Below are 11,261 nucleotides of genomic sequence, written 5' to 3'. Positions count from 1 at the left end.
GTCCCGGCTACCCGGGCCACGCGAACCACGTCCACGTGGACTCCCGTCGAGAGAACAACAGCGACCGTTCGTCGAACACGACGACCTGGTCCGCGCCGAACTGCGGCGTCGGCAACTGAGCCAGCCGACGTCGACGGCGGCCCGACGCAGGGGTGGGGGACCCTGCGGCCGGGCCGCCGTCGTGCCACCCCGGGTCACGCACTGTCGGGCGTACCCCCGATCAGCTCGCCCGGGGCCAGCGCGGCGTGGTGGCGGGGGACGCCACCGGCCGACCGGTGCCGCCGGGCCGGATGGCGGGCCGCACCCCAGGTGCGACGACCCGGCCGGCCTGACCGCGCGGGGACTGGTGGACCGGGACCGACGGACGCGCGGACGTCGGCCCGGTCAGCACGAACGGGAAGGGCACGTGCACGAACGGGTTGCCGTGCCGCACCAGCGCGTCGATCTGCCGCTCGTTGAGGCCGTGGGCCTCCAGCACCCGCCGGCCCCAGCGGTGCAGCCTGCAGGGGTACGCGGCGCTGTCGTTGCGGCACTTCGGTCCGGCGGGCCACTCCTCGGCGGCGTGCACCACCACCGCCCGGACCGCGAGCCGGACGTCCTCAGGGGTCAGCGGCGCCGGGACCGGCACCTCGCCCAGGATCTGATCGATGGGATCCGTCGACTGCTCACCAACTCGCACGGCAGGCCTCCCGCAGCTCGGCAGCGGTGCGGCTGACCCGCCGCACCGCATCCTCGCCCAGTGGTACGGCCCCCGTCCGGCAGGAGTTCAATCCCGGCCTGCCTCGTCACGGGAACCCGGTAGCGTTTCGGGCAGGACAGCGAGGCCGGGAGCATGCGATGACCGAGCGGCAGCCGTACCGGGTGGTGGCCCGCCATCCGGGCTACGAGCTGCGCCGCTACCCGCCCCACCTGGTGGCCGAGGTGCGGGTCGAGGGCGACTTCGCCACCGCCGGCAACGAGGCCTTCCGACCGCTGGCCCAGTACATCGGCGGGGCCAACCGGTCCCGGCGGCAGATCGGGATGACCGCGCCGGTGGTACAGGTGCCGGACGGGGCGGAGAAGATCGAGATGACCACCCCGATGGTTCAGGAGGAGGGCGACCGGCCCGGCTGCTGGCTGGTGCGGTTCGTCATGCCGGCGAGCTTCACCGCGGCGACGCTGCCCGAGCCGGAGGATCCCCGGGTCACCACCCGGGAGATCCCCGAGCAGCTCGTCGCCGCGACGCGGTTCTCCGGCCGGTGGACCACCCGGGCGTTCGTGGAGCGGGCCACCGCGCTGGGCAGGGCGGTCACCGACAACGGGTTCCAGCCGGCTGGCGCGGTCCGGTACGCCCGCTACGATCAGCCGTGGAAGCCGTGGTTCCTGCGCCGTAACGAGGTCCTGCTCCCCGTCGTCGAATAGGTCGGCGGCCGGCGCGGTCGCCGGGTCACCCCTAGACTCCCGGTGGTCCCGCCCCCACCCCAGATGGGAAGTCCCGTGCGTCGCTGGCCCGCCGCCCTGGCCCTGGTCCTGCTGCTCGCCGGCTGCGGCGGCGGAATCGAACGGACGGCACAGCCGCCGACCTGGCAGACCGCCTCGCCGACGGCCCCGGCCCCGGCCACGCTGACGGCGAAGGAGGCCAAGGGCCGCTACCTGGCGATCGTGGCGCCGTACAACACGGCGCTGGAAAAGCTGACGGAGGCGCTGAAGGCCGGCCGGCCGTGGCGTACGGTCCGCACCCTGGCCCGTACGGTCGCCACCACCAACGCCGCCCACGCCGAGCAGCTGCGGACGACCGCCTGGCCGGCGGAGACGCAGGCCCCGGTCGCGGCGCTGGTCAAGGAGAACGACCTGGCGCTGCGGCACTGGAAGCTGGCCGGCGAGGCGACGAGCGCCGCGGCGTTGATGCGGGAGATCCGCGCGGCCGCCGCGCACGACGGCGGCGCGCAGGCGAACAAGGTACGCGCCACCCTCGGCCTGCCCGTCTACACGAAGCCCTGACCGCCGACCTCACCGATGGGCGGTCTGCGCCGGCCGCGGGGCGCCCGTTACCGTTCCCCGTCTGGGGAGGTACCGGTGTACGTCGTATCAGTGATCAATTACAAGGGCGGGGTGGGCAAGACCACCATGACCGCCAACCTCGGGGCCGAGCTGGCCAACCGGGGGATGAAGGTGCTGCTGATCGACCTCGATCCGCAGGCCAGCCTGACGTTCAGCTTCTACGAGCCGGACGACTGGCGGGACCGGCTGCGCGACGACCGGACGGTCAAGCGCTGGTACGACGAGCTGCGGGGGGACTCCCCTGTCACCCTCGGCGAGCTGGTGGTCTCCCCCGGCGCGGCGAACGCGCACCTCAAGGGCGCCGGCCGGCTGGACCTGATCGCGTCCCACCTCCAGCTCGTGGACATCGACCTGGCGCTGGCCCGGAGCGTGGCCGACGGGGACGAGTACGACGCCGAGCTGTACCGGGTCCGCGGGTCGCTCGACGAGGGGCTGCACGACGAGGCGCTGGACCCGTACGACCTGGTGCTGATCGACTGCCCGCCGAACTTCAACGTGGTCACCCAGTCGGCGATCATCGCCAGCGACCACCTGCTCATCCCGGCGAAGGCCGACTACCTGTCCACGCTCGGCATCGACTACCTGCACGGCAACATCCGGGAGCTGGTCGACCGGTACAACGCGGACTCCCGCCGGTTCGCGAAGATCCGTCGGCACCACAAGGTCGCGCCGGGGATCGCCGGCGTGGTGTTCACGATGATCCAGCTCATGGCGCAGCGGCCGATCGCCGCCCACCAGGGCTACATGGACCAGGTGCGGGCGCTCGGCGTACCGGTCTTCCCGACCGCGCTGCGGGAGAACGTCACGCTCTTCGCCACGAACACCCCGCGCGGGGTGCCGGTGGTGCTACGGGACCGGGTCACCGCACCGCCGGTCCGCGACGAGCTGCGGCAGATCACCACCGAGTTCCTCGCCCACCTCCAACCGGCCGGAGCCACGGCATGACCGAGCCTTCGCTCACCGTGCTGGCCCGGGTGGCCGAGTTCCTCACCGGTCTGTCCGCGGCGGACGTGGCCGCGCTGGCCGAGGGGCGGGCCCGGCTCGCGTTGCTCCCGACCCGCGACCCCGCGCCGCCCCGACCCGCGGTCTCCCCCGACCCGGCCGTCGCCCCCGCAGCGGCTGTCGTCGGCCCGGCGGAGCCGGTGGAGGCGTCCGCCGGGGCGGTGGAGCGCGCGCACGCCGCGCTCGCCGCCATGTCGCGGCGCGACGACGGTACGGCGTACCTGGCGTCGTGGACGACGCGGGAGCTGCGGGCGCTGGCGGCGCGGACGGGGCTGCGCGGGGTGACCGGGCTGCGGAGGATGGAGCTGGTCGAGCGGATCGTCGACCGCACCATCGGCTTCCGGCTCGACTCCACCGCCATCCGCCAACGCTGACCTGTAACGCCGAGCTGCGGCCCCGACCGCCTAGGCTGCACAGCGACGGACCTCGACGGTGTGGAGACCCGGATGACCGACGGCACGACCCGGCACGTCGCCCTGCTGCGCGGCGTCAACGTCGGCACCACCCGGCTCGCCATGGCCGACCTGCGCCGCCTCGTCGCCGGCCTCGGCCACGAGGACGTGAAGACGTACCTGCAGAGCGGCAACGTGGTCTTCACCAGCACGGCGACGGACACCGCGAAGCTGGCGCGGGGCATCGAGCGGGCGCTCGCCGACGAGCTGGGACTCGACGTGCCGGTGCAGGTCCGCACCGGCGCCGAGCTGGCGGCGGTCGCCGAGGGCAGCCCGTACGCCGACCGGCAGGACGACCCCACCCGGCTGCTGGTGGCCTTCCTGGCGGCACCGGCCGCGAAGCCCCGGGTGGCCGAGCTGACCGTGCCGGCCGGCGAGAACGTCGAGTACACGGTGGCCGGTCGGGAGATCCACCTGCACTTCCCCGACGGCGGGTACGGCCGGACGAAGTTCACCAACGCGTACCTGGAGAAGAAGCTCGGCGTGGTGGCGACCACCCGCAACTGGAAGTCGGTGTGCGCGCTGCGCGACCTGGCGACGGACTGAGCCGCGAGTCCACCGTCCGGTCGAACTTCACCTTTTCGATCTTGTCCGGTGGCCCGCAGCCCCGGTACGCTCCCGGCCGCTACCGTTTCCGTGAAAGGACCACAGTGACCGCTACTGCTTCCGCCACCGCCCAGAAGTCCTGGCTGGTCGCCGTTCTGCTCTGCTTCTTCGTCGGCGTGCTCGGCGTGCACCGCTTCTACGTCGGCAAGGTCGGCACCGGCGTCCTGCAGCTGGTCACCTTCGGCGGTCTGGGCATCTGGACCCTGATCGACTTCATCCTGATCCTGGTCGGGTCGTTCAAGGACAAGCAGGGCCAGCCGCTCGCCAAGTGAGCACCGCGCGGAGGGGCCGGGATCGGACGATCCCGGCCCCTCCGCCGTACGCCTGGAAGTGGCACGCGGTGTGCCACCGCGATCTGGGGATGACCGACTTGTCGCAGATCACCCTGGCTGGGCCGTGAGGAAACCGCCTGGCCGGGTAGGACATCGGAGTGGCACGTCCCGAGAGCGTGGAAGCGCTTCCGGGCACCCCCGACGATGGGAGAACCAGCGGAATGGCCGCGAACACGATTCCCGACATCTCACTCAACGACGGCAACACCATCCCGCAGTTCGGCTTCGGGGTCTTCCAGATCGAGCCGAAGGACACCGTGGCGGCGGTCGGCAAGGCCCTGGAGGTCGGCTACCGGCACATCGACACCGCCCAGATGTACGGCAACGAGGCCGAGGTGGGGCAGGCGGTCCGCACCTCCGAGCTCGACCGCGGCGAGGTCTTCGTCACCAGCAAGCTGAACAACGGCTTCCACCGGCCCGACGACGCCCGCAAGGCGTTCGAGTCGACGCTGCAGGCGCTGAAGTTCGACTACCTCGACCTGTTCCTGATCCACTGGCCGCTGCCCACCCTGTACGACGGCGACTTCGTCTCCACCTGGAAGGTGCTGGAGGAGTTGCAGCGCGACGGCCGGGTCCGGTCGATCGGGGTGTCGAACTTCCAGGTGGCGCACCTGGAGCGGCTGGCCGCCGAGGCGGACGTGGTGCCGGCGGTGAACCAGATCGAGGCGCACCCGTACTTCGGCAACGAGGAGGTGCGCGCGTACGACAAGGCGCACAACATCGTGACCGAGGCGTGGTCCCCGATCGCGCAGGGCAAGGTGCTCGACGACCCGACCATCGTCGACATCGCCCAGCAGGTCGGCCGCACCCCCGCCCAGGTGGTGCTGCGCTGGCACGTGCAGCGCGGCGACGTGGTCTTCCCGAAGTCGACCACCCCGAAGCGGATCGAGGAGAACTTCCACATCTTCGACTTCGCGCTGGACGACGCGGCGATGGACCGGATCACCGGACTGGACAAGGGCGAGGCCGGCCGCCAGGGCCCGAACCCGGACGTGTTCGACTACGTACCGAGCTGACGCGAGACGCGCGGAAGGGGGCCCGGCGCGGGCCCCCTTCCGCGCGTTCGGGGCAAGTCCTTACGAGACTGCTACGGAGCGCTCTGGTGACCGCTTGACTTCGCGTGCGCTCGAAGGGACAGGGTGGTCGGCGTCGGCTCTCATCCCACGGGGAGGACACCCATGAGATACCGCACGATCGGCACCGACCCGGCCACCTGCCGCGAGGTCAGCGTGCTCAGCCTCGGCGCGATGCTCTTCGGCACCGCCACCGACGAGCCAACCTCGTACGCCATCCTCGACCGGTACGTCGAGGCCGGCGGCACGTTCATCGACACCTCGGACAACTACGCGTTCTGGCAGAACGGCGGCCAGGGCGGGGAGAGCGAGGAGCTGCTGGGCCGGTGGCGGCGCAGCCGGGGCGTCGGCGACGAGATCGTCGTCGCCACCAAGCTCGGCGCGCGGCCCCTGGCCCCCGGCACCAGCTACGTCGACAACCCGGAGGGCCTGTCGGCGAAGGTGATCCGGGAGTCCGCCGAGCGCAGCCGGGAACGGCTCGGCATGGACCGGCTGCACCTGCTCTACGCCCACATCGAGGACCGGACCGTGCCGCTGGAGGAGACCGTCACGGCGTTCGCCGAGCTGGTCGGCGAGGGCACGGTGGGCCTGCTGGGGGCGAGCAACCACCGGGTCTGGCGGGTGGAGCGGGCCAGGGCGCTCGCCGCCACGGCCGGCCTGCCCGGGTACGAGGTGCTCCAGTACCACCACAGCTACCTGCAACGGCGGTTCGACGTGCCCAGCGAGCTGGACCCGGACGGCGACGTCGGCGCGGTCGGCCCGGACCTGGCCAGCTACCTGCGCGCCGAGCCGCAGCTGACGCTGGTCGCCTACTCGCCGCTGATCAGGGGCGGCTACACCCGAGCCGACCGGCTCGGCCCCGCGTACGACCTGCCCAGCACTCCCGGCCGGCTGGCCGCGCTGCGGGAGGTGGCGGCGCAGACCGGGGCGACGGTGAACCAGGTGGTGCTGGCCTGGCTAATGGGCGGCGACGTGCCGTCGATCCCCCTGGTGGGCGCATCGTCGGTGGCGCAGCTCGACGAGAGCCTGGCCGCGGTGGACCTGGGGCTGACCGCGGAGCAGCAGGCCCGGCTGGACGCGGCGCACTGACCCGGATACCGAGGGGCGGCGGCATCGGCGGCCGCCCCTCGGCGCTACGCCGTCAGGTCGATGCGCCAGTCGTTGGAGCGCATCAGGTGGCCCGGCGGGTATTCGAACTCGGTCTCGCCGAGCAGGGTGAAGCCGGCCTTGCGGCAGACCGCGTTCGACGGCGGGTTGTCGACCGACGGGTAGGCGTGCGCCCACCGCCGATCGCCACGCGCCGCGGCCGCCGCGATCACCGCGCGCACCCCCGCGGTCGCCAGCCCTCGCCCCTGGTACGCGGGCAGCACCGCCCAGCCCATCTCGTAGACCTGCTCGCCGCGCCACTCGCGGTCCCAGTAGCCGACGCTGCCGACCTTCACCCCATCGGCCAGCACGATGGTGAACAGGTGCCCGCTGCGCGGGCCGGGACCGCGCAGGTACCGCTCGTGCCGGGCGATCACCTGCTCGTCGGTCTCCGGGCCCCCGGTGTGCGCGCGGACCTCGGGCGCGTTGAGCTGTCGCAGCAGCTCCAGGTCGCCCTCGTTCCACGGCTCGATGCGCACCTCGGTCATTTCGCTCCCGTTCTCGCGACGGCTCATTGAAGCAGCCGCCACCGACGATTCCGTGCACCTCACCCTCGAGCGCGCCCGTTGCCCTTGCCGCTAGATCAAAACTCGCGGGGTGCCGGCCGTCGTCTCGCGCCTGAAGGGTGAAGCCCGACCGAGGCGGGAGGGGAGCATGACGCCGCTGAGGCTTGCTGTGATCATCGGCAGCACCCGTGAGGGACGGATGGGCGACCGGATCGGTCGCTGGTTCGTCCACCAGGCGCAGCAGCGCGACGGGATGACGGTGACCGTCGTCGACCTCGCCGCGTACGACTTCCCCGCCAGCTATCCGGCGGAGCCGACCGCGACGATGCGGTCGTTCGCGCAGCAGGTGAGCCGGGCGGAGGCGTTCGTCGTGGTCACCCCCGAGTACAACCACAGCTTTCCGGCCTCGTTGAAACAGGCGATCGACTACGCGTACGACGAGTGGCAGGCCAAGCCGGTCGGCTTCGTGTCGTACGGCTGCCGCTCGGTCGGCCTGCACGCGGTCGACCAGCTCCGGACGGTCTTCACCGCCCTGCACGCCGTGACGGTACGCGACATGGTCGGCGTCGACCTGCTCTGCGGCGAGCCGACGCCGCAGGTCGAGGACCAGCTGCGCCAGGACTCCCGGGTCCTGCTCGACCAGCTCTGCTGGTGGGGTCTGGCGTTGCGCGACGGTCGCGCGGCGCGCCCGTACGTCTCCTGAAGGTGGAAGAGGAAGGTTGCGACCATGAGCAAGCGCACCACCGGTCTGGCCGTCGAGGCCGACGGCCTGACCCGGTCGTTCGGGGAGACCCGCGCGCTGGACGGAATCGATCTTCAGGTCCCCGCCGGCACCGTCTACGGGCTGCTCGGCCCGAACGGCGCCGGCAAGACCACCGCGATACGGGTGCTGGCGACGCTGCTGCGCCCCGACGGCGGCCGGGCGCGGGTCTTCGGCCATGACGTCGTGGCGGAAGCCGACGCCGTTCGCGCCCGGGTCAGCCTCACCGGCCAGTACGCCTCGGTCGACGAGGACCTGACCGGCCTGGAGAACCTGGTGCTCCTCGGTCGGCTGCTCGGGCTGGGCAAGCTGGCCGCCCGCCAGCGGGCCGAGAGCCTGCTGGCCGCGTTCGGTCTGACCGAGGCGGCCGGCCGCCAGGTCAAGAAGTACTCGGGTGGCATGCGGCGGCGCATCGACATCGCGGCGAGCATCCTCAGCACCCCCGACCTGCTGTTCCTTGACGAGCCGACGACGGGTCTGGACCCGCGCAGCCGCAACCAGGTGTGGGAGATCGTCCGGGCGGTGGTGGCGCACGGCACGACGGTGCTGCTGACCACGCAGTACCTGGACGAGGCGGACCAGCTCGCCGGGCGGATCGCGGTGGTGGACCACGGCAAGGTGATCGCGGAGGGCACGCCGGGCGAGCTGAAGTCGTCGGTCGGTTCCGGCACGGTCCATGTGCGACTGCGCGACCCGGGGCAGCGGCCGGAGGCCGAGAAGGTGCTCCAGGCCGCACTCGGCGTGCCGGTGCAGCTCGAACCGGATCCGGTGGCGATGACGGCCCGCGTCGGCGGAGACGGCTCCGACCTCGACGCCAGCGAGCAGGCAGCCCGGGCGCTCGGGGAACTGGCCCGCGCCGGCATCGTGGTCGACGACTTCTCCCTCGGCCAGCCGAGCCTGGACGAGGTTTTCCTGGCCCTGACCGATCACCCCGCCGTCGGGGCCGACGAGCGGGACGACCAGCTGGAGGCAGCCCGATGAGCAACGCCGCTACCACTACCGGACGGGCCCCGTCCGTCTACGTGCCGTCCGCCGAGGCGCTGGCGACCGTCCTCGCGCCCGGCGCGCGACCGCCCCGGCCGAGCGCGCTGTCGGCGTCGCTCACCTTCGGCTGGCGGGCGCTGCTGAAGATCAAGCACGTGCCGGAGCAGCTGTTCGACGTGACGGCGTTCCCGATCATCATGGTGCTGATGTTCACGTACCTGTTCGGCGGTGCCCTCGCTGACAGCCCGCGGGACTACCTGCAGTTCTTCCTGCCCGGCATCATGGTGACCAGCGTCGTGATGATCACGATGTACACCGGCGTCGGCCTGAACACCGACATCGAGAAGGGCGTCTTCGACCGGTTCCGGACGCTGCCGGTCTGGCGGCCGGCCGCGCTGGTCGGCATGATCTTCGGCGACGTGCTGCGCTACGTCCTCGCCGCCCTGGTCATCCTCGGTGTTGGGCTGGCGCTCGGGTTCCGGCCCGACGGCGGGCTGCTCGGCGTGCTGGCCGGGATCGGTCTGCTGGTGGTGTTCTCGTTCGCGTTCTCCTGGGTCTGGACGTTCTTCGGGCTGATCCTGCGCAGCGAGAAGTCGGTGATGGGGGTCAGCATGATGGTGCTGTTCCCGCTGACCTTCCTGAGCAACGTGTTCGTTGACCCGGGCACCATGCCGGGCTGGCTCCAGGCGTTCGTCAAGGTCAACCCGATCACCCACCTGGTGGCGGCGGTGCGGGCGGCGATGGCGGGATCGTCCGACCCGACGAACACCATGTGGCTGCTGCTGTGGACCGCCGGCTTCGTGGTGGTCTTCGGCACGCTGACGATGTACCGCTACAACCGCCGCTGAATTCGACGGGAACGGGGGTACCGCCGCGTCCCGGGCGGCACCCCCGTCGTCGTCGCACCCGCTGCTGCCAGACTGGGCGCATGTCGGTTGCCAGCAAACTTCAGATCAAGCCGGGACAGCACGTCGTGGTGCTGCGGAAGCCTGACGATGTGGAGATTGAAGGCACGTCGGGTGGTGTGGTCGAGGACGTGGCCTCCGCCGACGGGGCCCTGGTCTTCGTGACTGCCGCAGCGGATCTCTCCACCCCCGACGTGGAAGCAGTCCTGGCCCTCGCCCGACGGGATGTCCTGGCCTGGGTGGCCTACCCGAAGGGCGGCCAACTCGGTACCGACCTCAACCGGGACCGGCTCGCGGCCCTCATCAGCCAGCGAGGGGTCCAACCGGTGCGCCAGATCTCCGTCGACAGCACCTGGTCCGCGCTGAGATTCCGCCCCGCCTGATCAGCAGACGTCGTTGAGCGCTGCTGGCTAGAGGTGCCAGGGCGGCGGCTCGGCGGGGAGGTAGCGGCAGGTGCTGCCGGTCGAGACGGTGTCGCGCAGGTGGGCAGCCAGCGCGGGGTGGCGGTCGTCGAGCCGGCGCAGCGTGTCCCGGATGCGGGCGGTCACGGTCTTGCGGGCCCGCTCGGCCTCGTCGCCGAGGCGGCGGCTGCGGCCCGCAAGCCCGGCCGCGGCGCGCAGCTGGTCGAGCAGCGCCGCGCGCTCGGCGTCGAGGGCGGCCAGCTTCGACTCGTCGCCCCGTGCGGCGGCCCGGTCGATCTCGTCGTCGAGGCGTTGCAGGTGGCGCCGGTAGCGGGCCTTCGCCTCGTCGTCGAGGACCGGGTCGCCGCCGAGCCGGCGGGCGGCGGCGAGTTCCGGGCCGGCGGCAGGGTCCAGCAGCTCGACCGCGGGCACGTCGACGCCGGGCCGGCTCAGCAGCAGGCGCAGGTCGTGCAGGCCCTTGGCGTCGGGCAGGTGCGCGACCGAGCCGGCGTACGCGAGCTGCCAGACCGGGCCGTCGCGGCGGAACTCGTAGTCGACGACGGGAGTGGCGACAGATGTCGCTACCGCGGCGGCAGCCTCGGCGGATCGCCGCCCGTCCGCGGGCGCGGCAGTTGCGTCGCCCGGTCCGGCCGTTGGCGGCGCTGCCGCCGGGCCGCCCGTGGCGCCGGGGTCCGCGCCCACGCCGCCCAGCCGCTGCAGCACCTGCGCCATGCCGAGCGCACGCGCCTGGTCTGCGGTGGCGGCGCGCAGCTCGGCTGCTGCGGCCGCGTCGCCCAGGCGACCGCGCCCCGTCAGGGCGTCCACCAGGCCGGTGCGGGCGATCAGCGACCAGGGGCGGGCGCCCATCCGGTCGGCGGCGTCGCGGGCCGCCTCGAAGCCGGCGATCGCGTCGTCCCAGCGCTGCTGCGCGGCGTCGACGAGGGCGAGCCAGTGGTCGACCGGGCCGCTGATGTCGCAGCCGAAGAGCGCCGCCATCCATTGCCCGCGGTACGGCAGCAGCGCCTCCCGCGCCTGCGCGCAGCAGCGCTGGGAC

14 protein-coding genes and 1 pseudogene are annotated in these 11,261 nt (G+C 72.4%); 12 read left to right on the top strand and 3 right to left on the bottom strand.

Features of this window, described 5'->3' with window-relative positions:
- Positions 1–220: 220 nt before the first annotated feature.
- Positions 221–679 (bottom strand): hypothetical protein, encoded by a 459-nt coding sequence (locus SLP03_RS30670; protein WP_319464135.1) that lies wholly within the window; start codon positions 677–679, stop codon positions 221–223.
- 158 nt (positions 680–837) lie between these two features.
- Between SLP03_RS30670 and SLP03_RS30665 the strand changes: the two genes are divergently transcribed.
- The 8 genes from SLP03_RS30665 to SLP03_RS30630 all read left to right on the top strand — a co-directional run bounded on the left by SLP03_RS30665 (position 838) and on the right by SLP03_RS30630 (position 6,594).
- Positions 838–1,401, top strand: a complete 564-nt coding sequence (locus tag SLP03_RS30665; protein WP_319464134.1) for a heme-binding protein — start codon at positions 838–840, stop codon at positions 1,399–1,401.
- A 75-nt stretch (positions 1,402–1,476) separates the two neighbouring features.
- Complete coding sequence (locus SLP03_RS30660) at positions 1,477–1,980, top strand: hypothetical protein (protein ID WP_319464133.1); 504 nt, start codon at positions 1,477–1,479, stop codon at positions 1,978–1,980.
- Between the two features lie 75 nt (positions 1,981–2,055).
- Positions 2,056–2,985: a ParA family protein gene (locus SLP03_RS30655; protein ID WP_319464132.1), complete on the top strand. Its 930-nt coding sequence runs from the start codon at positions 2,056–2,058 to the stop codon at positions 2,983–2,985.
- Positions 2,982–3,416: a hypothetical protein gene (locus tag SLP03_RS30650; RefSeq protein WP_319464131.1), complete on the top strand. Its 435-nt coding sequence runs from the start codon at positions 2,982–2,984 to the stop codon at positions 3,414–3,416. Before SLP03_RS30655 ends, SLP03_RS30650 begins: the two co-directional genes overlap by 4 nt.
- Before the next feature lie 72 nt (positions 3,417–3,488).
- Positions 3,489–4,040 (top strand): DUF1697 domain-containing protein, encoded by a 552-nt coding sequence (locus SLP03_RS30645; protein WP_319464130.1) that lies wholly within the window; start codon positions 3,489–3,491, stop codon positions 4,038–4,040.
- A gap of 104 nt (positions 4,041–4,144) precedes the next feature.
- Positions 4,145–4,372, top strand: a complete 228-nt coding sequence (locus tag SLP03_RS30640; protein WP_319464129.1) for a TM2 domain-containing protein — start codon at positions 4,145–4,147, stop codon at positions 4,370–4,372.
- A gap of 221 nt (positions 4,373–4,593) precedes the next feature.
- On the top strand, positions 4,594–5,448 hold the full coding sequence (locus SLP03_RS30635; RefSeq protein ID WP_319464128.1) for an aldo/keto reductase: 855 nt from the start codon (positions 4,594–4,596) through the stop codon (positions 5,446–5,448).
- Between the two features lie 162 nt (positions 5,449–5,610).
- Positions 5,611–6,594 carry an aldo/keto reductase gene (locus SLP03_RS30630; protein ID WP_319464127.1) on the top strand — a complete coding sequence of 328 codons (984 nt, stop codon included), beginning with the start codon at positions 5,611–5,613 and terminating at the stop codon, positions 6,592–6,594.
- A gap of 44 nt (positions 6,595–6,638) precedes the next feature.
- Here SLP03_RS30630 and SLP03_RS30625 read toward each other — a convergent pair whose 3' ends face one another.
- The gene (locus SLP03_RS30625) at positions 6,639–7,139 is read right to left on the bottom strand and encodes a GNAT family N-acetyltransferase (protein ID WP_319464126.1); all 501 of its coding nucleotides are present in this window, start codon (positions 7,137–7,139) and stop codon (positions 6,639–6,641) included.
- Between the two features lie 166 nt (positions 7,140–7,305).
- Here SLP03_RS30625 and SLP03_RS30620 point away from each other — a divergent pair, with 166 nt between their 5' ends.
- The 4 genes from SLP03_RS30620 (at position 7,306) to SLP03_RS30605 (ending at position 10,189) form a co-directional block, all read left to right on the top strand.
- Positions 7,306–7,860, top strand: a complete 555-nt coding sequence (locus tag SLP03_RS30620; RefSeq protein WP_319464125.1) for an NAD(P)H-dependent oxidoreductase — start codon at positions 7,306–7,308, stop codon at positions 7,858–7,860.
- A gap of 24 nt (positions 7,861–7,884) precedes the next feature.
- On the top strand, positions 7,885–8,898 hold the full coding sequence (locus tag SLP03_RS30615; protein WP_319464124.1) for an ATP-binding cassette domain-containing protein: 1,014 nt from the start codon (positions 7,885–7,887) through the stop codon (positions 8,896–8,898).
- Entirely contained in the window at positions 8,895–9,749 is an 855-nt protein-coding gene (locus SLP03_RS30610; protein ID WP_319464123.1) for an ABC transporter permease, read from the top strand. The genes SLP03_RS30615 and SLP03_RS30610 overlap by 4 nt, the downstream gene beginning before the upstream one ends.
- Before the next feature lie 80 nt (positions 9,750–9,829).
- Complete coding sequence (locus tag SLP03_RS30605; protein WP_319464122.1) at positions 9,830–10,189, top strand: hypothetical protein; 360 nt, start codon at positions 9,830–9,832, stop codon at positions 10,187–10,189.
- Positions 10,190–10,216: 27 nt separating this feature from the next.
- On the opposite strand, the pseudogene SLP03_RS30600 reads toward SLP03_RS30605, so the two are convergent.
- Positions 10,217–11,261 (bottom strand): annotated as a pseudogene (locus tag SLP03_RS30600) (ATPase); the annotation flags it as partial.

This window comes from Micromonospora sp. RTP1Z1 (assembly GCF_033804685.1).
Classification (GTDB): Bacteria; Actinomycetota; Actinomycetes; order Mycobacteriales; family Micromonosporaceae; genus Micromonospora.
The sequence above is the reverse complement of the archived record's forward strand: the minus strand, read 5'-3'. Positions and strand labels throughout refer to the sequence as shown.